This is a genomic window from Bradyrhizobium huanghuaihaiense (assembly GCF_007830635.1).
Classification (GTDB): Bacteria; Pseudomonadota; Alphaproteobacteria; order Rhizobiales; family Xanthobacteraceae; genus Bradyrhizobium; species Bradyrhizobium huanghuaihaiense.
Genome location: NZ_VLLA01000013.1, coordinates 128,746 through 153,606, shown reverse-complemented (window position 1 = coordinate 153,606; position 24,861 = coordinate 128,746). Strand labels below are relative to the sequence as shown.

The 24,861-nt window shown below is 64.9% G+C and carries 14 protein-coding genes; 11 read left to right on the top strand and 3 right to left on the bottom strand.

Annotated elements, in window-relative coordinates; translation table 11 throughout:
* Positions 1-5 precede the first annotated feature (5 nt).
* A complete protein-coding gene (locus tag IQ16_RS25085; protein WP_020607900.1) occupies positions 6-1,205 on the top strand; it encodes an ABC transporter substrate-binding protein in 1,200 nt (399 codons plus the stop codon).
* A gap of 182 nt (positions 1,206-1,387) precedes the next feature.
* Here the strand turns inward: IQ16_RS25085 and IQ16_RS25080 are convergent, their stop codons facing one another.
* Complete coding sequence (locus tag IQ16_RS25080; protein ID WP_018643387.1) at positions 1,388-2,503, bottom strand: lysozyme inhibitor LprI family protein; 1,116 nt, start codon at positions 2,501-2,503, stop codon at positions 1,388-1,390.
* 216 nt (positions 2,504-2,719) lie between these two features.
* On the bottom strand, positions 2,720-3,451 hold the full coding sequence (locus IQ16_RS25075; protein ID WP_018643386.1) for a transglutaminase-like cysteine peptidase: 732 nt from the start codon (positions 3,449-3,451) through the stop codon (positions 2,720-2,722).
* A 618-nt stretch (positions 3,452-4,069) separates the two neighbouring features.
* Between IQ16_RS25075 and IQ16_RS25070 the strand changes: the two genes are divergently transcribed.
* A complete protein-coding gene (locus tag IQ16_RS25070; RefSeq protein ID WP_167526346.1) occupies positions 4,070-11,740 on the top strand; it encodes a FecR domain-containing protein in 7,671 nt (2,556 codons plus the stop codon).
* Between the two features lie 122 nt (positions 11,741-11,862).
* Positions 11,863-14,094 carry a CHASE2 domain-containing protein gene (locus IQ16_RS25065; RefSeq protein ID WP_018643384.1) on the top strand — a complete coding sequence of 744 codons (2,232 nt, stop codon included), beginning with the start codon at positions 11,863-11,865 and terminating at the stop codon, positions 14,092-14,094.
* A gap of 326 nt (positions 14,095-14,420) precedes the next feature.
* On the opposite strand, the gene IQ16_RS25060 is transcribed toward IQ16_RS25065, so the two are convergent.
* Positions 14,421-16,016, bottom strand: a complete 1,596-nt coding sequence (locus tag IQ16_RS25060; RefSeq protein WP_018643383.1) for an ABC transporter substrate-binding protein — start codon at positions 16,014-16,016, stop codon at positions 14,421-14,423.
* A gap of 199 nt (positions 16,017-16,215) precedes the next feature.
* Here IQ16_RS25060 and IQ16_RS25055 point away from each other — a divergent pair, with 199 nt between their 5' ends.
* From IQ16_RS25055 to IQ16_RS25020, 8 genes are all read left to right on the top strand, one after another.
* Positions 16,216-17,874 (top strand): ABC transporter substrate-binding protein, encoded by a 1,659-nt coding sequence (locus IQ16_RS25055; protein WP_018643382.1) that lies wholly within the window; start codon positions 16,216-16,218, stop codon positions 17,872-17,874.
* A gap of 200 nt (positions 17,875-18,074) precedes the next feature.
* Positions 18,075-19,028 carry an ABC transporter permease gene (locus IQ16_RS25050; protein ID WP_018643381.1) on the top strand — a complete coding sequence of 318 codons (954 nt, stop codon included), beginning with the start codon at positions 18,075-18,077 and terminating at the stop codon, positions 19,026-19,028.
* Positions 19,029-19,421: 393 nt separating this feature from the next.
* On the top strand, positions 19,422-20,330 hold the full coding sequence (locus IQ16_RS25045) for an ABC transporter permease (RefSeq protein WP_018643380.1): 909 nt from the start codon (positions 19,422-19,424) through the stop codon (positions 20,328-20,330).
* A 3-nt stretch (positions 20,331-20,333) separates the two neighbouring features.
* The gene (locus IQ16_RS25040; RefSeq protein ID WP_018643379.1) at positions 20,334-21,395 is read left to right on the top strand and encodes an ABC transporter ATP-binding protein; all 1,062 of its coding nucleotides are present in this window, start codon (positions 20,334-20,336) and stop codon (positions 21,393-21,395) included.
* Complete coding sequence (locus IQ16_RS25035) at positions 21,392-21,589, top strand: hypothetical protein (protein ID WP_018643378.1); 198 nt, start codon at positions 21,392-21,394, stop codon at positions 21,587-21,589. The genes IQ16_RS25040 and IQ16_RS25035 overlap by 4 nt, the downstream gene beginning before the upstream one ends.
* Positions 21,586-23,001 carry an Asp-tRNA(Asn)/Glu-tRNA(Gln) amidotransferase GatCAB subunit A gene (locus tag IQ16_RS25030; protein WP_018643377.1) on the top strand — a complete coding sequence of 472 codons (1,416 nt, stop codon included), beginning with the start codon at positions 21,586-21,588 and terminating at the stop codon, positions 22,999-23,001. The genes IQ16_RS25035 and IQ16_RS25030 overlap by 4 nt, the downstream gene beginning before the upstream one ends.
* The gene (locus IQ16_RS25025; protein ID WP_018643376.1) at positions 22,998-23,972 is read left to right on the top strand and encodes an ABC transporter ATP-binding protein; all 975 of its coding nucleotides are present in this window, start codon (positions 22,998-23,000) and stop codon (positions 23,970-23,972) included. Before IQ16_RS25030 ends, IQ16_RS25025 begins: the two co-directional genes overlap by 4 nt.
* 409 nt (positions 23,973-24,381) lie before the next feature.
* Entirely contained in the window at positions 24,382-24,651 is a 270-nt protein-coding gene (locus tag IQ16_RS25020) for a GlsB/YeaQ/YmgE family stress response membrane protein (RefSeq protein WP_018643375.1), read from the top strand.
* Positions 24,652-24,861: the final 210 nt, after the last annotated feature.

Genomic DNA, 24,861 nt, shown 5'->3' with positions numbered 1-24,861 from the left:
CGTCGATGTCGAAATCGTTCAGCGCGTTCGGCCTTGCTGTGAGCGCCGTGGTGCTCACGCATCTGCCGGCCGTCGCGCAAACCAAGATCACCAATGAAGGCATCTCGGCAACCGAGATCGTCCTCGGCACCCATCAGGACCTGTCGGGTCCGATCAAGGGTTGGGGCGTCCCCGTCTCCAACGGCATGAAGATGGCGGTCGAGGAGGTCAACGCCGCCGGCGGCGTCAACGGCCGCAAGATTCGCCTGGTGGTCGAGGACAGCGGCTACGATCCGAAGAAGGCCGTGCTGGCGTCGCAGAAGCTGATCGAGCGCGACAAGATCTTCGCGATGGTAGGACCCATGGGGTCGCCCACCGTGCTTGCTGCGCAGGATATCCTGCTCGACGCCGGCGTGCTGCAGCTCTTCCCGCTGACGGCCGCCGAGTTCACCTTCAAGTTCGATCCGGCCAAGCCGCAGGAGCGGCTGAAGTTCAACAACCTGCTGCCCTATGTCGAGAGCACGCGGGCGGCGCTCAAATACATGATTGAGGCAAAGAATTTCAAGAAGCCGTGCATCATGCATCAGGACGACGAGTACGGCAAAAACGTGCTCGATGGTTTTAACCAGCAGCTCGCCGCCATGAAGCTGCAGCCGGCCTCGATCACGAGCTTCAAGCGCGGCGCCTCCGACTTCTCGGCGCAGGTCGCCAAGATGAAGTCCGACGGCTGCGACCTTGTCGTGCTCGGCGCGGTCCTCCGTGAGCCGATCGGCACGATGACCGAAGCGAAGAAGCTCGGATGGGACGTCACCTTCCTCGGCGCCACGCCCGTTAACGTGCTCGAAGTGCCGGCGCTCGGCAAGGAAGTGGTGGAAGGCTTGTATGCCGCTTCGAACTTCGAAATTCCCTACGAAGACACCGCGAAGGGAAAGGTGAAGGACTGGCTCGTCAATTACAAGAAGATGTTCAACGCCGACGCCAACACCCAGGCGATCATTGGCTACAATGCGGTGATGACGTTCGCGCATTATGCCAACAAGGCTGGCAAGGATCTCACTGGCCAGAAGATGCTCGACGCGCTGGAGTCCGGCGACAAGTTCCAGGACATCTTCAATTCGCCGCCGACGGTGTTCTCGAAGACCAACCATCTTGCCACCACCATCACACAGGTCCAGCAGGTCAAGAACGGCCGCTGGGTGCTGGTGAAGGACAATCTGATGTTTTGATTGAGGGCGTCCACCTTCCCCTGGAGGGGGAGGGTCGATCGCGCGCAGCGCGAGCGGGGTGGGGTGATCTCTCAACACGGGCACTGCTCGATGCGGAGAGACTATCACCCCACCCCGCTACGCATTCCGCTTCGCTACATGCGTAGCGACCCTCCCCCTCCAGGGGAGGGTAAGTAAGAGGCCTACGACCCCCCGCCCGCCGTGCCCGAGTTCACCGGCGCCAACTCGTCTTCCCGGCAGCGCCAGCCGTCGGCGGCTTTGACGAAGGCGAAGGTTCGCTGGATCCTCAGCCGGCGCGTGACGTTGAAGGCCTCGCCGGAGCGCTCCCTCGTGCCGGCGCCCGGCTGCGGAAGACCCGTCCGGGGGTCCCAGCAGGTGCCGGTGCAGCCGGAGGCGACCTTGCTGCAGGTGGTGAAGGGGGCCAGCACCACCATCTCGATCTCGCCCGTGACCTGTGCCTCCTGGTCGGTCACCTGGCTGTCGACCGCGTAGACGCGGTTGATGCGCAGGAAATTGCCGCAGGAATTGGCCGCGTGGATCCGCGCGGCGCAGAAATCGACGGCGTCGGTGTCGGGCGAGTGAGCCGCGACCTGACGGCCGAACACCTTTTTCGGATCGCCCTTGGCGGCGCGGATCTCGTCGGCCTTGCGCGTGAGGTAGTCGGCGAGACAATCCTCCGCAGGCTCGAGCTCCTGCAGCGGCACGTTCTCCTTGCCGACGAGATTGCACTTGCGATCGCGCTCTCGCGTCCACCTTCCGTATTCGGCGAAGGCAAAGCGCGCCGCGGTCGGGTCCAGCTTGCCGATCAGGCCGAGCACCTGGCCATTGAGCTCCGTCTCGGCGAGCGCCAGCGACGGATCTGCGCAGATCAGCGCGCCCGCCGCCGTGTTGGCGGCGAGACAGTCGAAATCGGGATCGCGCAGGATCGCGGCGCGCTCCTCGGTCACCTTGAGCAGGCACGCCTTCACGCGGTCGAAATCGTCGGCGCGGATCGCGGTCTGGCCGACGATGCCGCAACCGAGATTGCGCTGGCGGCTCCAGATCGCATTCTCCTCGATCGCGGGCAGGCGATCGGGCAGGCGGGCGAGCCGCGCTTCGATTGCCGCGCTCAGCTTCGCGGCGGCGGCGGCAAGCTCGGTGTCTCCGCAGAACAATTGATTGCCGGGATCGCGAATCTGCTGGCAGTTGTTCTTCGCGAACAGCGGCAGCCTGTCGGCGATGGCGCGGTCGGATTGCGCGGAGGCGGGCGCCGCCGCAAACGCCAGCAGCGCAAGCACAGACAGCACGATGAACCGCATTCCAGTCGCCCCCGCAAAGCCCGCGGCCATGCTAGCGTTCCGGATCGCGCGGTGGAATGGGTTTTTGGGGAAGCCTATGTGAGATCCGTAGCCCGGATGGAGCGAAGCGCAATCCGGGATTCGTGCAACAGGCGGCAGCGGCCCCGGATTTCGCGGAGCCTGTCATCGGGCGGCGCTTCGCGCCGACCCGTTGGCTCCATCCGGGCTACAAGAAAGTCAGTGCGCCTCGGCGGGCGCCATCGACAGCCGCATCGGCTCGTCGACATATTTCATCACGGCCGATTGGTAGAGCACGAACAGCGGCTGGTAGCTGCGCGCAGCCTCGTCCTCGACCATCGCCATGCGGCGGTTGTCGAGCATCAGCCAGTGGCCGTCCAGCTTTGCGGCCACGACCGCATGCTCTTCGCCGGCCCTGACGTCACGCACCACGACGAGGCGGAGGTCCTCGGTGGCGACGCCCGCAAGCCGCAGCGCGGCCAGCTTGGCGATGGCATAGTCCTCGCAATCGCCGGCGCCGCGCGCGAAGGTCGCAAGCGGCGAGCTCCAGACATCATCGGTGCCGTCATTGGCGGGGTGGATGGCGAGATTGATGGCGCGGTTGGTCTCGCCCAGCCGGGCACGGCCGTCGCGGGCACGGGCCTGGTCGACGATGGCCAGCAGCTTGAGGGCTGCGGGCGAGGCGCAATTGTCGCGGTCGCCGTCGCATAGCGCGAGCTGCACCATGTCGTCGTCGAACCTGGATTTCAGCGCGGACCATTTCTGCTGGAGTCCGCCGGACGAGATCGCGAAGGCGAACACGCCGAACGGCTCGGCGGACTTGCGCACGAGCGCGCCGGCGCCCGGCGACAGCAGCGTGCCGGCGCGAAGCTCGGCGGCCGATCCGAACAGGACCAGTCCGCAGACGACAAGGATTGCGCGCCAGGCGCGCGAGCGAGCAGCGGTCTCCATCTGACATCCCCTTCCGGCTTCGCCCAGGTCTCTCGACCGCGACGTGCCGGGCTTTGTTGCTTTCGCGGAGATAGTGCGAGGCGGGCCGTTTTGTTCTGCTTAACGCGCCCGGCAGGGGTCCCAAAACCGTGGGACAGGCTGAAACAAGCCCGCCCAAATTGCGTAAAATTTTACGAATCGCCGGCTAGGAGGTAACCGGCGGCGGCGAAAATGATTCGATTACAATCATAGATTGTAGAGGCGCCGATTCTGCGTCCTATGGCTAACAAGCCCGCGATTTCACGGGGTCTGTTAGTTAGGTCACAGATTTAGCTCCGTATTTGCCGCAGGATGCCGCGGGGAACCCTCGGGAAAAGATGACATCAGTATCTGCTGTCCGATCTATACAGCAGGTTACTTTGGATGCTTGGAAATGTCCGCAAAAAAGCCGAATTTGACTTCAGAATACTGTAAGTATTACTGCGGTTCCTTCCCAGGAGCGCGGTTTTCCGGGCGTCCGCAAGGCCAAGTGATGCGAAATCACACAAGCAATAGATGGTTTCGCTAAGGACTTGGTAATGCTAAGCAAGCTTAGGCGGTCGATACTTTCATAATTATTAACCCTTTTACGGTGCCCCGTTGAACTACGCTGGCAAATTTGACGCCGCGATTCCCTTGAACGGCGAAGGTTCCCACTCGCCCGCCTATGTTCATGTCGATTCCTTTACCGCCAAGGCGCACGGTCACGTGCCGGATGGGGCTGTCGTTGTTCCCGACCCGAATCTGATCTTCAACGGCGAGTTCAAGCGCGCGGGTCTCGACCTCGTGCTGTCCCATGAGGGGCGCGACTTCGTCGTTCACGATTATTTTAGGGGCGAGAAGCGTGCCGCACTCGCCTCGTCCGATGGCGCCCACCTCACCGGCGACGTCGTCAACGCGCTGACGGGCCACATTCAGGTTGCCCAGGCCGCGCCGGGCATTGCCGCGGCCCAGGTCATCGGCCACGTCACCAAGCTCTCCGGCAGCGCGACCGCGATCCGCAACGGCGTTTCGGTCATCCTCAACAACGGCGACAATGTCGAGAAGGGCGACGTGGTGTCGACCGGCGCGGATTCGACGCTCGGCATCACCTTCATCGACGGCACCGTGTTCGGCCTGTCCTCCAATGCGCGGATGGTGCTGAACGAGATGGTCTACGACCCCAACGGGTCGAACAACTCCTCGCTGCTGAGCCTGGTCGCAGGCACCATCACCTTTGTCGCCGGCGAAACCGCCAAGCACGGCGACATGAAGGTCGACACGCCGGTCGCGACCATGGGCATCCGCGGCACCGCGGTGCTGACCCAGATCAACTTCGTCATTCCCGCCGGCGGCGGCGATCCGCAGCCGCAGGCGAGCTTCCAGGTGCTGGTCGAGCCGAACGGCACCACGGGCTCCTACATCCTGTTCGACAAGATCACGCTGCTGCCGATCGCGACGGTCAACCAGGCCGGCCAGATGATCCAGATCAGCGGCGGCAACGTCTCGATCAGCAACGCGCTGATGTCGCCGGACGTGCAGAAGCTGATCACCGACGTGTTCACGCTGAAGTTCACCGACAACAACAGCAACACCAAGCTGACCACGAACTTCACCGACACGATCACGCCGACCACCCAGGATCTGGTGCTCAAGTCGGCGTCGGGTGCCGTCGTGATCGCGACCTTCACGAACCTCAATCGGGGAGAATCGGAAGGGCCCGGCAATTCCACGTCGAGCGCCACGCGTATGCCCGGCCAGCCGCTGGTGCAGAGCCTCGATCTCGGCGGCAATGTGAAGACGGCGTTCTCGCTGAGCGAGCGCGCGGACACCACCGGCGACACCACGCATTCCGATACGATCTCCGGCCGGATCACCTTCGTCGATCAGAATCTCGGCGACCGGCCGACGGTGAGCATAAGCCTCGCCGAGGCGCCGAACTACGTCTACAAGAACGCCGGCCAGCAGGACGTCACCGGCTCGCTCAGCGCTCTTCAGAAGCAGGACATCGCGGCGACGCTGATCCAGATCAGCGTGGCCCCCGACGGCGGCAACAACAACAACGGCTCGGCGGTCTGGACCTATACGATCCCCGACAACGTGTTCGATTTCCTCGCGGCCGGCGAAACGCTGACGCTGACCTACATGGTCCGCGTCGACACCAATTTCCAGGTCGCCCCCGAATCCAAGTTCATCCCGATCACCATCACGATCACGGGCACCAACGACAAGCCGGTGATCACCAGCAGCGTTCCGACCATCACCTTCGAAGGCGGCACCAGCGTGCCGGGCGGCCCGCTCGTCAGCGACGAGGCGACCTCGGGTACGCTGAACTTCGCCGACGTCGATCTGACCGACACCCATACCGTGTCGGTGGCGCTGACCAGTGCGACGCTGCCGGACGGCAGCACCGTTCCGCCGGGCCCGCTCGCGGCGTTCCAGAGCGCGATGTCGGTTGCCATCGCGTCGGGGGGCGACAGCACCGGCGATGGCACCGGCACCATCAACTGGTCGCTGGCCGACCTTCCGGTCTACCTCGCCGACTTCATTCCGAAGGGCGAGGTGCTGACGCTGGTCTACACCGTGACGGTCAAGGACACGCATGGCGGGACCGCGCAACAGACCATCACCGTCACGATCACCGGGACCGATGCGCCCGCCGTGGTGTGGATCGCGACCGAGAAGCCCGGCGCGCCCTCGGGCGGCTTCTGGAAAGATGCCGCGAACTGGGCGACCGGCACCGTTCCGACCATCGACGATGACGTCATCGTCATCACCGATCAATTGCATGGCCTGACGCCGTCTTTCCCGGCCACGATCGACGCGCCGGCCTATGCCAAGTCGGTCACGATGAACGATTTCGGCGGTCCGCCGCCGCAGCTGATCAACAAGAGCTCGCTGACCATCGCCGGCTCGCTCGACATGCGCGCGGACTCGATCTTCACCAACGCCGCGACCGGCACGGCGTCGGTCGGCGGCCTGGCCGAGATCCTGGACACCAGCGTATTGACCAATGCCGGGCACCTGACGCTCAAGGCCGGCGGCGATTTCGCCGTCGGTACCACGATCACCAATTCGGGCACGCTCGAACTGTTCGGCGGCACGCTGAAGACGCGCGCCGAGATCCACAATGCCGGGGGCACGCTGAAGACCGATGCCGGTGCGACGCTGATCGTCGATGGCACGACGGTCGACGGCGGCACCGTCACCATTCTCGGCACGCTGGAGCTCGACGGCGTCAGCCTGATCGAGAACGGCACGCTGAGCAATTCCGGCACGGTCAACGTCAAGGGCACCGCCGAGTTCTCAGGCGAGACCGTCGATAACGCGTCGAGCGGTGTGATCGAGGTGCTGGCAAATGGCTGGCTGACGATCCATCAGGGCACCAGCGTCACCAACGCCGGCCAGATCACCATCGACGCCTCCGGCAGGCTGGTCGTCAACAACGCGACGATTGGTGGACCCGGCGTTGTTATCGGCAACGGCAACGGCGAGGGTGAGGGCGGTCCTATCTTCAACACCGGTCTCAGCGGGGCCGGCACGATCACCAGCGATGGTGAGATCGATCTCACCGGCGACGCCGTCCTGAGCGGCGGCATCCTGAACAACAATGCCCTCTTCAACGTCAGCGGTACCGGCAATGCGCTGAGCGGCGAGACCGTCACCAATGCCGGCATCATCGAAGTGCTCGCCGGCGGCGCGCTGGCGATCGATCTGGGCTCGACGGTCGACAATTCGAGCGGCAACGTCGTCATCGACGGCAATGCCGCGCTGACGCTGGACGACGCCACGATCAGCGGCGGCGCGATCAAGGGTGCGGGCACGATCGACGTCACCGGCGCCAGCCGCATCGACGGCGGGGCGACGGTCAGCATCAGCACGGTCACGGTCGAGAGCGACGTCACGCTGACGTTCGGCAACGCGACCGTTGCGGGCACCGAGATCGCCAATCACGGCACCGTCAATGTCGATGCAAGCAGGAAGCTGACGTTGAACGGTGCGAGCCTGACCGGTGGTACGCTCACCGTCTCCGGCACGCTGGAATCGACCGGCACGAGCGCCATCGACAATGCCGGCATCACCATTGCCGGCACCGGAGCGATCACCGTCACCGGCGGCACGCTGACGATCGATCCGGCCACGATCCACGCCATCACCAATCACGGCCTGATCGAGGCGGTGACCGGCGGCATGCTGAAGCTGACGGCGGCCACCGTCACCAATACCGGCGGGACGATCTCGGTTGACGGTACATCGAAGCTGTATCTGACCGACGTGTCGATCAACGGCGGCAGCCTGAGCAATGCCGGCAATCTCTACAGCGTCTCGGGCTCCAACACGATCACGGCTGCCGTCACCAACATCGGCGGCACCATCGAAGTTCAGGCCGGCACGCTCAACCTCGCCGGCGGCATCACCGGCGCCGGCACGCTGATCATCGACGACGGCGCGACGCTCGAGCTCGGCGGCGCCGATGCGCAGACTGTCACATTCGCCGGCGGCACCGGCACGCTGCAACTCGACAAGATCGCCGGCCAGCATTTCACCGGGACCATCGCGGGCGCGGCGGCGGCCGACGGCACATTCACCGTCACCGGCGATGCCGACATCGCGACGTCGGCCGGCGACGCGCTCGACTTCTCCGTGTCTAAGGGGACGCATGCCGGCGTCGCGCTCGCACTGAGCGGCAAGCTCACGGGCGCGAGCAACGGCATCGACGTCACCCAGAACGGCGCCGGCGACGTCTCGCTGACCGCCACCGGCGACATCACCGGCTCCGCCGGCCACGGCATCTGGCTGAGCGACGGGTCGACCGGTGCCGGCAACATCACGGTCAACGATGTCACCGGCAAGGCGACCGGCACCGGGGCCGATTCGGCCGGCGTCCTCGTCGAGAATTCGAATGCCGGCAATGCCGGCGACATCTCGATCACCCAGCTCGGCGGCGCCGTCGGCGGTGCCTACGGCATCGATGCCCTCACCCAGGGCAGTGGCGACATCACCATCGACGTCGGCGGGACCATCACCGGCAGCTCGACCTACGGCATCCGGTCGCGCAGCTATGGCACCGGCAACCAGACCGTCACGACCGAGGCCGGCAGCGTTCTCACCTCGGGCAGCTCCGGCATCGTCGCGGTCAACCGTGCGACCTCGATCGATGCAGCGGCCGGCAGCACCATCACGGTCAACGCCTACGGCACGATCAATTCCGGCAGCAGCCCGAACCTGAGCGGCAATGCCCCGGCCGGCATCCAGACCGGCTACACCGGCGCCACCAACGGCGCCAGCGCCACCACCGCCGTCAACGGTTCGGTTGTCGTCAACAACCATGCCAACATCACCGCCGCCGCGGGCTACGGCATCCACGCCTATAATTACGGGAACGGCGACGTCACGGTGAACGACGCTGCCGGCACCACCATCGTCGGTGCCGAGATGGGTATCCTCGCCCAGACGCTCAGCGGCGGCACCGGCAACATCGCCGTCACGCTCGGCGCCAACGCCTCAGTGACCGGCACGACCAGCTACGGCATTCTCGCCTACAGCGTCGACCAGGGCGACATCAGCGTCACCCTGGCGGCGGGCGATCACGTCACCTCGGGCAGCTCCGGCGTCGTGGCGGTCAACTACGCCGTCGCGATCGACGACGATGTCGGCAGCACGATCTCCGTCGAGGCGCACGGCACGATCCATTCCGGCTCCGCGCTGAACAACGACCTGACCACGCCGGGCGCGATCATCGCCGGTTACAAGCCCGGCGGCAACGGGACCTTCTCGGGCGCGGTCCATGGCGACGTCATCGTCACCAGCGATGCGACGATCACCGCGGATGCCGGCTACGGCATCGAGGCGTTCACCTGGGGCGTCGGCGACGTCACCGTCACGACCGGCGCGACCTCGCAGATCACCGCCGCAGGTACCGCGATCGCCGCCTTCGATCACGGCGGCGGCGACGTGACCGTCACCAACAATGGCTCCGCCAGCGGCGCCGTCGGCCTGTCGGCCTTGGCGGCGGGCGCGGGCGATGTCACCATCGTCAATCACGGCAGCATCACCGGCACGAGTTCTGTTGGCATCAGGGTCACGCAGAACGACGCGGATGCGGCGGGCGATCCGGTCGCGACCGGCTCGACGCATATCACCAACAGCGGCTCGGTCGTGGGTGCGGCCGGCCATGCCGCGATCTTCATCCAGGAAAACGCCACCGGTTCTGCGACGATCGACAATTCCGGCACGATCGGGCCGGCCGCCGCCGCGAGCGTGACCTCTGCGACCTATGCGATCGTCGAGACCGGTGGTGCCATCACCACCATCAACAACACCGGCCACATCAACGGCAACATCTCTGTCGACAGCGCGACCTTCAACAACCTGGCGACTGGCATCTGGACGGTGTCCGGAACGAGCGTCTTCGGCAACGTCTCCTCGATCGTCAACGCCGGCGAAATCGATCTGCTCAACGGCGCCTGGATTTCTGTGGCCGGGCCGGGCATCACCAATTCGAACGAGATCGAGAGCTGGGGCACGGCGTCGATCACGGGCACCATCACCAACAACCACTCCATCGAGGTCCATACCGGCACTCTGACGCTGTTCGGCTCGCTGTCCGGCTCCGGCTCGGTCACGATCGACGCCGGCGCGACGCTCGAGATCAAGAACGCGGTGGCGCAGACCATCACCTTCTCCGGCGCCGGTGCCGAGCTCGAGATCGACACGACAACCTTCGGCGGTTCGATCGCCGGCTTCGCCGTCAACGAGAAGATCGACCTGTCGACCATCACCTGGGACAGCGGGACCACGGCCGTCTACGACTCCCTGACCGGCAATCTCGTCGTGAGCGACACGCACGGCCACAGCATCTCGCTCAAGCTGATCGGCAACTACAGCGACACGCATTTCACCACCAGCAGCGACGGCGCCGGGGGCACCATCGTCGAGATCGCTCCGGTCGATGAATGGACCAATCCTGCCGGCGGCGACTGGAACACGGCGTCGAACTGGAGCCTGGGCGTGCCGGCGGCCAGCTACGACGTGAAGCTGCTCGCCGGGGGCGAACCTATCACCGTCGACAGCGCGACCAACGTCACGATCCACGACCTCACCGTCGCTTCCGGCGTGACGCTGCTGACCGAGCCCGGCACCGTGTTCACCGTGAACGGCGCGGTCGTTCTCGACGGCCTGATCGAGGCCGGCCCGTTCTCCGGCAACGACGTGTCGAACATCGACATCAAGGGCAATGTCACCGGCACCGGCGCGATCGAGATCTCCAACAAGGCCGTCGTCGAGATCGAGGGCTCGGTTTCGGGCACGCTGGTCAACGGAGAGTTCTCGGGCATCACCGTCTATTACGACAACGGGCTCGGCACCCTGATCCTGGACGATTCCAAGGATTTCCACGGGCTGATCTCGGGGTCTCCGGCCGGAGCCCCGCTCTCCTCCAACAATCTGATCGACCTGAAGGACCTCGCCTGGACGTCGACCATGTCGGCGCAGGCCGACTACAATTCGGATTCGAACATCACCACGGTCGACTTCTACAACGGCACGACCACCGTCACCCTGTCGTTCCTCGGCAGGGACGTGAACTGGCACCTTCAGAGCGACGGTCAAGGCGGCACCACCGTTTACGATCCGCTCGCCGACGCGCCCATGACGATCGAGAGCGGCACCGTGCTGAACCTCAGCGAGGCTTCGTCACAGGACGTGACCTTTGCCAACGACAGCGGAACCACCGGCACGCTCGCGCTCGATCACGCCGCCGATTTCACCGGCACCATCAACGGCTTTGCCGGCGACGGCACCGTCGCCAATTCGGATCTGCTCGACCTCAAGGACATCGACTTCGCGCACCTGACCGGGGTGAACTACACCGAAAACGCCGACCATCTCGGCGGCGTGCTGACGCTGAGCGACGGCACCGGCACCGCGAACATCAAGTTCGCCGGCAGCTACAGCATCGACAGCTTCCATTTCGTCAGCGACGGCAACGGCGGCACGCTGGTCGTCGATCCGCCCACGGGACCGACCCTCGTCGGGACCAGCGGACAGGACCAGTTCGCCTTCACGAATTCGACGCTTCCGGTCCAGAGCACGATCGTCGATTTCGAGCTGGGCCACGACAAGATCGACCTGCGCGAGTTCGCCGGCATCAAGTCGTTCAGCGACATCGTCATCACGCAGCAGGCGGGTGGCGCGCTGGTCACGCTCGACGATCACCAGTCGATCCTGCTGAAGAATCTCGTCGCGAGCAGCCTGCACGCCAGCGATTTCATCGTTGCGAACCACGCCTGACGGGCATTCGCGATGGTGTGGCGGCACCTCGTCCGCGGCGGATTCCAGTATCAAAGGCATAGCCGATTGCGTATTCTTGGCCCGGTTACGGCCGAAGGCGAGCTGCGGGAAACTCGACCAGCATGAGACGTCTCAAGATCCTGCGGCGGTGGTTTGCGCAAAAGCTCGGCTTTGCGCGGCTGATGTGCCTTGCGCTGCTGGTCGCGTTCGCCGGCGCCCGCCTCTGGGACCCGCCGCCGATCCAGGAATTGCGGCTGCGCACCTTCGACATGTTCCAGCTGATCGATCCGCGCCACAAGACGATACGGCCGGTCACCATCGTCGACATCGACGACAAGAGTCTCGCCAAGTTTGGCCAATGGCCGTGGTCACGGACGCGGATCGCGGACATGATCATCAACCTCACCAATAACGGCGCGGTCGCGATCGGCTTCGACGTGGTGTTTTCGGAGCCCGACCGGCTCAATCCGGATCTGGTCGCCGGCCAGATGCGCTATCTGGACGACGCCACCCGCACCAGGCTGAGCGAGCTGCCGAGCAACGACCAGATCCTCTCGGAAGCGATCAAGCGCTCGCGCGTGGTGCTGGGCGAGACCGGACAGTCGGTGATCACGTCGGAGATCGACAAGACGCTTCCCTTCACGGGGGTGGCGACGGTCGGCGAGGAGAATGCCGAGAAGTTTCTGTTCGAGTTCCCCGGCCTGTTGCGCAACGTGCCCGTGATCGAGAAGGTCGCCGCCGGTCGCGGCCTGTTCACGATCAGGACCGAGCGCGACGGCCTGATCCGTCGCGTGCCGATGGTGATGCGCGCCCAGGGCAACATCATGCCCTCGCTCAGCCTGGAGATCCTGCGGGTGATCACCAGCACGCCGACGCTGCTGGTCCGGACCGACAAGTCCGGCGTGCGGGCCATCCGCCTCAAGGGCGTCGAGATCCCGACCGACAGGAACGGCCAGCTCTGGGTGCACTACGCCCGCTATGATCCCTCGATCTACGTCTCGGCCGCCGACGTGCTCGACAACACGGTGTCGCCGAGCAAGATCGCCGGCAAGCTCGTGCTGATCGGCACCTCCGCGGTCGGCCTGAACGACATCAAGACCACGCCGGTATCCCGGGCCATGCCGGGTGTCGAGATCCACGCCCAGGTGCTGGAGAGCGTGCTCACCGGCGCGATGATCTCGCAGCCGAACTATGCGCTCGGTATCGAGCTGATCGCTGCGCTGGTCATCGGCCTGCTCGTCATCATCTTCACGCCGAATCTCGGCCCCGTCCGCTTGGTGCTTGCCGGTGCGATGTTCGCCGCGATCCTGGTCGGTACGTCCTGGTTCTTCTACGCGCAGAACCGCCAGCTCATCGACTTCACTTATCCGCTGCTCTCGACCACCGCGATCTACCTGACCCTGATCTTCGGCAGCTTCGTGCGCGAGCAGCGCCAGCGCGTGCAGATCCGCGGCATGTTCGCGCAATACATGTCGCCGGTGCTGGTCGAACAGCTGGCGCAGTCGCCGGAAAAGCTGGTGCTCGGCGGCGAGGAGCGCGAGATGACGATCATGTTCTCCGACGTGCGCGGCTTCACCACGATCTCGGAAAGCTACAAGCACGATCCGCAGGGGCTGATCGCGCTGATGAACCGCTTCCTGACGCCGCTGACCGACGTCATCATCGAGCGGAAGGGCTACATCGACAAATACATGGGCGACGCCATCATGGCGTTCTGGAATGCGCCGCTCGACGATGCCGAGCACCAGGTCAACGCCTGCGAAGCCGCGATCCAGATGCTCGAGCAGATCGATGCGGTCAACAAGGAGCGCGAGCAGGAAGCCGCCGACGGCGGCCATGTCTACATCCCGCTCAACGTCGGCATCGGCCTCAACACCGGCATCGGCGTGGTCGGCAACATGGGCTCCGACCTCAAGAAGAACTATTCGGTGCTCGGCGACAGCGTGAACCTCGCCTCGCGCCTCGAAGGTCAGACCAAGGAATACGGCTTCCCGATCATCGTCGGCTCCAGGACGGCGCTCGCCGCCAAGGACAAGTTCGCGATCCTCGAGCTCGACTTCATCATGGTCAAGGGCAAGACCGAGCCGGAAGTGATCTACGCCATCGCCGGCCGTGAGGACGTGATGCATTCGGGCGCCTTCCAGCGCCTGCGCAACATCACCATCGAGATGCTTGGCTGCTACCGCAACCGCGACTGGCAGGGCGCGATGAACGCGATCGAGCGTGGCCGCCGCAGCGAAGACGCCGACACGCTGGAAAAGCTGTTCAATCTCTACGAGGCGAGGATCAAGGATTTCCAGCTCAATCCACCGCCGGAGGACTGGACCGGGGCGTACGCGCTGCTGACGAAGTAGGGGGCGGCGGGTGTGGTTTGAAGGCGGCCACACCACAGCTGTCGTCCCCGCGAACGCGGGGACCCATAACCACAGGGAGCGGTTATGGGGTGGGCTGGTAACTCCGAGCCTTCGCCAAACCACTCCCTGTGGTTATGGGTCCCGGGTCTGCGCTGCGCTTGCCCGGGACGACGGTTGAGTTTGATGCGCCAGTGTGAGTCTAATCTGCGACGCCGTCATCAACTCCCGTAGGGTGGGCAAAGGCGCGTAGCGCCGTGCCCACGTCTTCTTTCTGGTGGGCACGCTTGCGCTTTGCCCACCCTACGACAGCGGTGTTTTCCGCCCCCTCACTCCACCCCGATCGTCGTCAGGTCCTGGAACCAGTGCTGGGCCTGCACGAACTGCTTGATCTTCGGCGACAGCGCATGCGGGTTGGTGTCGTGGACGACCCAGACCAGCACGGCATCGTCCACGATCAGCGCATGCGCCTGGGCGAGCAGCTCATCCTGCTTGGCGCTGTCGAAGGTCTGCTTGGCCTCGTCGATCAGTGCGTCCACCTTCGGATTCTTGTAGCCGCCCCAGTTGACGCCGACCGGCGCGATCTGGCCGGAGTGGAAGAAGCGGACGATGGCGTAGAGCGGGTCCGAGGTGACATAGGCGATGTTGTTGGCGGTGATGCCGGCGTTCATCTCGTCCGCTGCGCCCTTGCGCCAATGCGTGTAGAGCGTCTCGAGCTCGACGACCTTGAAGTCGATGTCGATGCCGATCTCCTTGAAGCTCTGCTGCAGGAACTCGTTCATCGGCAGCGACAGCATCTGGCCGGTGCCGCCCTGCGCGATGATGAACGTCGTCTTCAGCGGCTTTGCTTTGGAATAGCCGGCTTCCTCCACCAGCTTCTTCGCTGCAGCCAGATCATATTTCAGCTCGAAGGTCGGCTTGCCGAACCACGGGCTCGACGGGTCGACCTGGCCCTTGGCGGGCTTGGCGAGGCCGTTCATCAGTCCGACGACTTCGTCACGGTTGATCGCGAGGTTCAGCGCCTTGCGCAGGCGAATGTCGGTCCAGGGCGAGCCCGGCAGCACGCTGAGGTGATAGTTCCAGACATGCGGCGTGACGTTGTCGACCAGCTTCATGCCGGCCGCCTTGAGCTGTGGCACGGCATCCGGCGCCGGCGTCTCGATCAGGTCGACTTGTCCGGCGAGCAGCGCGTTGGTGCGCGTCAGCGCTTCCGGCATCGGCACCAGCACGATCTTGTCGACCTTGGGAATGCGCTTCTTGTTCCAGTAGTCCGGATTCTTGCTGAGCTCGGCGAGCTCGCGCGGCACGAGTTTCGTCAGCTTGAACGGGCCGGTGCCGGAGGGCTGGCTGGCGAACTTGTCCCAGTCCTTGCCGAGCTTTTCATACTGCGCCGGGCTCGACACCAGGAACCACAGCATCTGATAGGGGAAGAAGGAATCCACCGTCTTGGTGGTGATCTCCACCGTGAAGTCGTCGATCCTGGCGTAGCTGGCGACGGAGGGCAGGCGGGTCTTCACCTGCGCGCTCTGCCGCTTGTCGAATTGCGGCGCCTTGTCGTTGAGCACCTTGTCCAGATTCCAGATCACTGCGTCGGCGTTGAACTCGCTGCCGTCGTGAAACTTCACGCCCTTGCGAAGGGTGAAGCGCCATTTGGTCTTGTCGGCATCGTCCACCTTCCATTCGGTGGCGAGGCCCGGCACCAGCTTGCCGGGGCGGTCGGCGACGTCCATCTCCCAGGCCACCAGCGGATCGTAGATCGTGTAGGCGGTGAACTGATAGGCGCCGGCGCCGCGATCGGGCTGGCCCGTCGTCAGCGGAATGTCCGCCATCGAGATGCCGTAGCGCACCACCGTTTCGGCGCGCGCCGAGATTACGGAAACTGCCAGCGCAAGCACGGCGAGACAGGTCGATAGACGAATACGCATGGCCCAAAGCTCCAGGGAGGATCTGGGGCCAAACTTGCAATCTTGATGCCAGAATAGGCAGCGCGCCGGTTTCGCCCGTGCGTTATCACAAGGACTTGTCGTCGCAGGAGCAATTTGCAGAATAAGTTTCTCCTTGGCATAGCCATTGCATACGATTGCATCAAAATTAATCATCGAAAGCCGAAGAAGGATCGAGGCGATGCTTATCAAGAACAAGAAGACACGGGCGGCGCTGATCGCGCTCTTGGCGCTCGGCAGCGCGGCCGCATGGCCGCGCGTGGTCGCTGCGGAAACGGTGCTGCGCATCGGCATGACTGCTGCCGATATTCCGCGCACCCTTGGCCAGCCCGATCAGGGATTTGAAGGCAATCGCTTCACCGGCCTCACCATGTATGACGCGCTGACCGGCTGGGATCTGTCCTCTGCCGACAAGCCGAGCGTGGTGATCCAGGGCCTTGCCACCGAGTGGAAGGTCGACGATGCCGACAAGACCAAATGGACCTTCAAGCTGCGTCCCGGCGTGACCTTCCATGACGGCTCGCCGTTCAATGCCGACGCCGTGGTGTGGAATGTCGAGAAGGTGCTGAAGCAGGACGCGCCGCAATTCGACGCCAGCCAGGTCGGCGTCACGGCCTCGCGCATGCCGACGCTGGCCTCCGCGAAGAAGATCGACGACATGACGGTCGAGCTCACCACCAAGGAGCCCGACAGCTTCCTGCCGATCAACCTCACCAACCTGTTCATGGCGAGCCCGGCGAAGTGGCAGCATTTCTACGACAAGGCCGAAGGCGCCGATGCCAAGGCAAAGTCGCAGGCCGCCTGGACCGCGTTCGCCAAGGACGCCGCGGGCACCGGCCCCTGGAAGATGGCGAGCTTCACCCCGCGCGAACGGCTCGAGCTGGTCAAGAACGCGAGCTACTGGAACAAGGATCGCGTGCCCAAGGTCGACAAGATGGTGCTCCTGCCGATGCCGGAAGCGAATGCGCGCACCGCGGCGCTGCTGTCCGGGCAGGTCGATTGGGTCGAGGCGCCGGCCCCGGATGCGCTGCCCGAGCTCAAGCAGCGTGGCTTCAAGCTCTACGCCAACGAGCAGCCGCATGTCTGGCCGTGGCAGTTCTCGCGCGTCGAGGGCTCGCCCTGGAACGACATCCGCGTGCGCAAGGCGGCGAACCTCTGCGTCGATCGCGAAGGCCTCAAGGACGGCCTGCTTGCCGGGCTGATGGTGCCGGCGTCCGGCACTTTCGAGCCCGGCCATCCCTGGCGCGGCAAGCCGAGCTTCGAGATCAAGTACGACAAGGCAGCTGCGCAGAAGCTGATGCAGGAAGCGGGCTTCGGTCCGAACAAGAAGCTGGCGGTCAAGATCCAGACTTCGGCGTCGGGCTCGGGCCAGATGCAACCGCTGCCGATGAACGAATATCTCCAGCAGGCGCTCGCCGAATGCTATTTCGACGTGAAGCTCGACGTCATCGAGTGGAACACGCTGTTCACCAACTGGCGCCGCGGCGCCAAGGACCCCTCGGCCAACGGCTCGAACGCGACCAACGTCACCTATGCGGCGATGGACCCGTTCTTCGCGCTGGTGCGCTTCCTGCAATCGAGCATGGCGCCGCCGGTCTCGAACAATTGGGGCTTCATCAACGATCCCAAGTTCGACGAGCTGGTGAAGAAGGCGCGCCAGACGTTTGACCCGGCCGCACGCGACGCCGCGCTCGCCGAGTTGCACGCGGCCTCCGTCGATGACGCCGCCTTCCTCTACGTCGCCCACGACGTCGGCCCGCGTGCGATGAGCCCGAAGGTCACAGGCGTCGTGCAGCCGAAGAGCTGGTTCATCGACTTCTCGCTGGTGTCGGTGAATTAGTGAGGCACTAGCAACGTACTCGGTGCACCCTCTCCCCTTGTGGGAGAGGGTGGCTTCGCTTTAGCGAAGCCGGGTGAGGGGTCTCTCTCCGCGGGAGCTGACCCCTCCATCGATGCAATAATCTCCGCGGACAGAACCCCTCATCCGGCGCTTCGCGCCACCTTCTCCCACAAGGGGAGAAGGGAAGAAAAAGAAACAACGTGCTCGCCTATACCGCCAGACGCATTGTCTATGTCGTCCCGATCGTCATCAGCGTGGCGCTGGTGTGCTTCCTGCTCGTGCACATCACGCCGGGCGATCCGCTCGTTGCCGTGCTGCCGGCCGATGCGTCGCAGGAGCTCGCGGCGCAGCTGCGCGCCGCCTATGGCTTCGACCGGCCGCTGCCGGTGCAGTTCGGGCTTTGGCTGCTGCGTGCCCTGCATGGCGATCTCGGCAACTCCATCGCAACGGGACGCCCGGTGCTCGCCGAAGTCATGCGCGCGGTCGGCAACACCGTCACGCTCGCGATCGCGGCCGCCATCATCGGCTTCACCATGGGCATCCTGCTCGGCCTGATCGCCGGCTATTTCCGCGAGACCTGGATCGATAAGGTCGCGACCTCCTTTGCCATCGCCGGCGTCTCGGTGCCGCACTACTGGCTCGGCATGCTGCTCGTCATCATCTTCTCGGTCCAGCTGAACTGGTTGCCCGCGGTCGGCGCCGGCCCCAGCGGTTCCAACTCCTGGGCCTGGGACTGGGCGCACCTGAAATATCTCGTGCTGCCGGCGATCACGACCTCGGTGATTCCCATGGGCATCGTCACCCGCACGGTGCGCGCGCTCACCGGTGATATCCTCAGCCAGGATTTCGTCGAAGCCTTGCGCGCAAAAGGCCTGCGCGAAACCGGCGTGTTCCGCCACGTCATCAAGAACGCCGCGCCCACCGCGCTCGCGGTGATGGGGCTCCAGTTGGGTTACATGCTCGGCGGCTCGATCCTGATCGAGACTGTGTTCTCCTGGCCGGGCTCAGGCTTCCTGCTCAACTCCGCGATCTTCCAGCGCGACCTGCCGCTGCTGCAGGGCACGATCCTGATCCTGGCGCTGTTCTTCGTCTTCCTCAATCTCTTGGTCGACATCGCGCAGGCCGCGATCGACCCGCGCATCAAGCGGGGCTGACGGGATGAGCCCAGCAATCGCCACGCAAACGGTGCGTTCCCTCCCCCGCCTGCGGGGGAGGGTCGGGGAGAGGGTGTCTCCGCAATCGAGAACCCCCAAGAGGAGAAAACCCTCACCCGGCGCGTTGCGCCGACCTCTCCCGCAAGCGGGAGAGGTGCACTGCCTTCCCGGCTTGCATCGTGCGCGCCAGACGAGCCCAGCTGCAGCCGCGAAGGCGGTCCGCTCCCTCTCCCGCTTGCGGGGGAGGGTTTGGGTGGGGGTCTCTCCACAAGCGAGAACCCCCCAGAGGAGAAAGCCCTCACCCGCGCCTTCGGCGCGACCTCTCCCGCAAGCGGGAGAGGTGCACCGCTTCCTTGGCTCGCATCGATCGTACCAACTTCTGGGAGCCAGCCAATGAGCGAGCTTCCGTTGTCCGCCACCGCCACCGCCGATGCCGCGCTGCAGGCCGCGCCCTCCACCAAGGCGCGCGGCTATTGGGCGACCGTCGGCCGCCGCATCATGCGGGACAAGGTCAGCATGGCCTGCGCGCTGGTGCTGCTGCTGATCTTCCTCTCCGCGATCCTCGCGCCGTGGCTCGGCCTCGAAGACCCCTACAAGGGCTCGATGATCCGCCGCCTCCGCCATATCGGAACGGTCGGCTATCCGCTCGGCACCGACGAACTCGGCCGCGACATGCTGGCGCGGCTGATCTATGGCGGGCGGCTGTCGCTGGTCATCGGCATCCTGCCCGTGATCCTGGCCTTCTGCATCGGCACCTCGCTCGGCATCATTGCCGGCTATGTCGGCGGCAAGCTCAACACCGCGATCATGCGCACGGTCGACGTGTTCTACGCCTTCCCGTCCGTGCTGCTGGCGATCGCGATCTCCGGCGCGCTCGGCGCCGGCATCCTCAACTCCATCGTGGCGCTCACCATCGTGTTCGTGCCGCAGATCACCCGCGTCGCCGAGAGCGTCACCACAGGCGTGCGCAACATGGACTTCGTCGAGGCCGCGCGCGCCTCCGGCGCCGGCGCCTTCACCATCATGCGCGTGCACATCCTCGGCAACGTGCTGGGCGCGATCTTCGTCTATGCCACCAGCCTGATCTCGGTCTCGATGATTTTGGCGGCCGGTCTGTCCTTCCTCGGCCTCGGCACAAAGCCGCCGGAGCCGGAATGGGGCCTGATGCTGAACACCTTGCGCACTGCGATCTACGTCAATCCCTGGGTCGCGGCACTCCCGGGCGCGATGATCTTCGCGGTCTCGATCTGCTTCAATCTCCTCTCGGACGGCCTGCGCAGCGCCATGGACATCAGGAACTAGGCCATGAGCGAGAGCAACACATCTGTCGAAATGCTGGAGCAGGTCGAGGACCGCGGCGGCGTCGCGCAGCCGCTGCTCCAGGTCAACGGCCTGACCAAGCACTTTCCGGTGCGCGGCGGGCTGTTCGCCGCCAAGCGCACCGTGCGTGCCGTCGACAATGTCTCCTTCTCCGTCGCCAAGGGTGAGACGGTCGGCATCGTCGGCGAGTCCGGCTGCGGCAAGTCCACCACCGCACGGCTCCTGATGCATCTAATGCCGCGCGATGAAGGCGACATCATCTATGACGGCATGACCGTCGGCCGATCCTTGTCGCTGCGCGAGCTGCGCCGCGGCATGCAGATGGTGTTCCAGGATTCTTATGCCTCGCTCAATCCGCGCCTGACCATCGAGGAATCCATCGCCTTCGGCCCGAAAGTCCACGGCATGGCCGACGGCGCGGCCCGCGCGCTGGCGCGCGAGCTGCTCGGCAAGGTCGGCCTGCGCCCCGAAAACTTCGCCAACCGCTATCCGCACGAGATTTCCGGCGGTCAGCGTCAGCGCGTCAACATCGCCCGCGCACTGGCGCTGTCGCCGCGGTTGGTGATCCTGGACGAGGCCGTCTCCGCACTCGACAAATCCGTCGAGGCGCAGGTGCTCAATCTGCTTGCCGATCTCAAGCGCGAGTTCGGCCTGACCTATCTGTTCATCAGCCACGACCTCAACGTGGTCCGCTACATCTCCGATCGCGTGCTGGTGATGTATCTCGGCGAGGTCGTCGAGCTCGGCCCGGTCGACCAGGTCTGGGACAGCCCTGCGCATCCCTACACGCGCGCACTGCTCGCCGCGATGCCGTCCTCCGATCCTGACAGCCGCACCGAGAAGCCGCCGATCACGGGCGATCCCCCCAATCCGATCGACCCGCCCTCGGGCTGCCGCTTTCACACCCGCTGCGCGTTTGCGGAGCCGCTCTGCGCAAATGCCGCACCAAAGCTCACGGCCGTCGATACAATGGGCCACGAGGCCGCGTGCTACATGGCGATCCCGGGTTCAGGCCATAGCCGCGCGCCCGCAGGGGAAACAGCATGACAAGACCGACACCAAAAGAGATCAAGCCGATCGCGCAAGTCTCGGGCATTCCCGTGGACGATGAGATCGCAACGCGAATCTCCAACGCCATCGGGCCCGCATTCGAGGGCTTTGCCGCGATCGCCGGCACGCTGCCCTTCGACCTCGAGCCCGCGTCCTACGTGGTGGCGCAGACGCAGAAGGTGTCGAAATGAGCCTTGAACCTGCCTTGATGACGCTCACCGAGGTCGCACATGCGATCGCGATGAAGCAGCTGTCCTCGCATGAGGTGACGCGCGCGATGCTGCACCGCATCGCGCAGTGGCAGCCGCATCTCAACGCCTTCATGTCGATCGAAGCGGAAGCCGCGCTGAAGGCGGCCGAGGCCGCCGATGCCGAGCTCGCCAAGGGCAATGGCCGCGGTCCGCTGCACGGCGTGCCTCTCGCGCACAAGGACATGTATTACGACGCCGGCCACGTCGCGACCTGCGGCTCGCTGATCCGTCGCGACTTCGTCGCGACCACGACGTCCACCGCCCTGCAGCGGCTGAAGGACGCCGGCCAGGTCCGCCTCGGCACGCTGCATCTTGCTGAGTTCGCCTATGGTCCGACCGGGCACAACGCCCATTACGGACCGGTGCGCAATCCCTGGAACGTCGCGCATATCACCGGCGGCTCGTCGTCGGGCTCGGGCTCGGCGGTCGCCGCGCGCCTGACCTATGCGGCGCTCGGCTCCGACACCGGCGGCTCGATCCGCATGCCCGCGCATTTCTGCGGCGTGACGGGTTTGAAAACCACCTGGAGCCGCGTCAGCCGCGCCGGTGCAATGCCGCTGTCGCAATCGCTCGACACCGTCGGCCCGCTCGCCCGGACCGCCGAGGATTGCGCGCTGCTGCTGGCCTTGATGGCCGGCCCTGATCCCGAGGATCCGACCTGCAGCCACGAGCCGCTGTCGGATTATGTCGCCGCGACGAAAGGCTCGCTGAAGGGACTCAAGATCGGAGTCCCCGCGTCGTTCTACGTCGACGATCTCGACAGCGAGGTCGCGCGCGTGCTCGACGAGACCATCGCGGTGCTCAAGCGCGAAGGTGCCGACATCGTCAAGGTGGAGCTGCCCGACCAGCGGCAATTGTCCTCGGCCAGCCAGCTCGTGCTCGCCGCGGAAGCCGCCGCCTTCCACAAGCGCTGGATGATCGAGCGTCCGCAGGATTATGGCGCGCAGGTCCTGATGCGGCTCCAGAACGGGCTCACCGTTCCCGCCATCACTTATCTCGAGGCGATGCGCTGGCGTGGCCCGGCGCTTGCCGCGCACAATGCGGCGACCGCGGGCATCGACGCCGTGATCGCACCGGCGTCCCCGGTGCCGGCGCCGACGATCGAGGAGAGCGACGTCGGTGGCGGACCGAACGCGCCGGCCATGGTGCAGCGGCTGACGCTGTTCACCCGCCCGGTGAACTTTTTGGGCCTGCCGTCGCTGACCGTGCCCTCGGGCTTCACCAAAAGCGGCCTGCCGGTCGGCATGCAGCTGATCGGCCGTTCCTTCGATGAAGCGACCCTGCTCACCATCGGCGCCGCCTTCCAGCGCGTCACCGACTATCACGACCGGATACCCAAGCTGCCGTCATGACCAAGCTCGTCGAGATCTCAGGCCTCAACATCCGCTTCACCGGCGAGCGCACGGTCTATGCCGTGAATGATCTCAGCCTGTCGCTCGGCGACGGCGAGGTGCTGGGCCTGCTCGGCGAATCCGGTTCGGGCAAGAGCGTGACGCTGCGTGCGCTGATGCGGCTGTTGCCGAAGAAGCGCACGCAGATTTCGGGCACGGTCAACGTCATGGGACGCGACGTGCTCGCCATGAATGACGAGCAGCTGTCGTCGTTCCGTGGCCAGACCGTCTCCATGATCTTCCAGGAGCCCGCGCTGGCGCTCGATCCGGTCTACACCATCGGCGCGCAGATTGCCGAAAGCGTCGTGCGCCACGAAGGCAAGTCTTACGCGGAGGGACGCGCGAGAGCGCTGGAGATGTTAGAGGTCGTGCGCATTCCCTCGGCAAAGCGACGGCTCGATGCCTATCCGCACGAGATGTCCGGCGGCATGCGCCAGCGTGCGATGATCGCACTCGCGCTCGCGTGCCGTCCCAAGATCCTGCTCGCGGACGAGCCGACCACGGCGCTCGATGCCACCGTGCAGATCCAGATCCTGCTGCTGCTGCGCGAGCTGCAGCGCGAGTTCGGCATGTCCGTCATCTTCGTCACCCACGATATCGGTGTTGCGATCGAGATCTGCGACCGCGTCGCGGTGATGTATGCCGGCCAGATCGTCGAGCAGGGGGCCTTGCGTGACATCGTCCGCACCCCCGTGCATCCCTATGCCAAGGGCCTGCTCGCCTCGACCATTCATGGCGCGAGACGGGGGCAGCGGCTCGAGACCATCCCCGGCACGCCGCCATCGCTGGCCGAGAAGCCCCACAATTGCTCCTTCGCCCCCCGCTGCGCCGTGGCGCAGCCGCGTTGCCTCGAGCAATTGCCTGCGAATGTCGAGGTCGGACCGGGCCGGGCCGCGCGGTGCGTGCTGGCGGAGCCGGTGGTGGCGACCTAGCGCTTTAGGCCGGAGTTTGGCCACGTGCGCCGCTGCGCTCCCTCGCCCCGTTCTTGCGGGGCGCGACGAGCTTCGCTCGCGCTGAGAGGGTTGGGGTGAGGGGCCTCTCTCCACACGGGAGATCGTCGAGGGACCTGTACCCCCTCACCCGGATTGCATCTTCGATGCAATCCGACCTCTCCCCGCAGGCGGGTAGAGGTTAAGAGCAGTTCGCGCGCTTCATCAAAATTCCTCTACGACAACATCGACTTGTCACAGTTCGCCGCGCGCCGATGGCAAGGCCGTCTCTACTGTGCATGGGGTTGTTTTCGACATTTTTTGTCGAGGCGTCCCTGCGCGGAACCCATTCAGACCCCATTCATCCCGGTTCCGGTTCCATGCGCCCGTTCACGGAGAGGGACTTCAACTTATGTACATTTCTGGCCAAAGCCTCATCGTCATCCTGTTCGTCGGCCTGGTCGCCGGCTGGCTTGCGGGCAAGGTGGTCCGGGGAGCCGGGTTCGGCATCATCGGCGACATCGTGATCGGCATCGCCGGCGCCTTCGTCGCCAGCTTCCTGTTCCCGAAGCTCGGCATCCATCTTGGCGTCGGGCTGGTCTCGGAGATCATCTATTCCGCGATCGGCGCCATCATCCTGCTGCTGGTTGTCCGCCTGGTGCGCGGCGGCGGGCGGCTCTAGCGCCGCAAGTCAACCTGGCGCCTCCCCGTCTTGGGAAAGGCGTCAGGTCCGCAAGAAAAAGCCGCAAGCCTGTGAGAATCCGGGCTTGCGCGCGGGGCCATCAGGGGTAGTAGATGTGGCCACCAGGGGTTGGATTGATCAACCGCGTTGACGAAGGGGCGAGAACGCGATGTTAATCCAGGTCAATTACTCCTGAAATTGCCTTTGAAA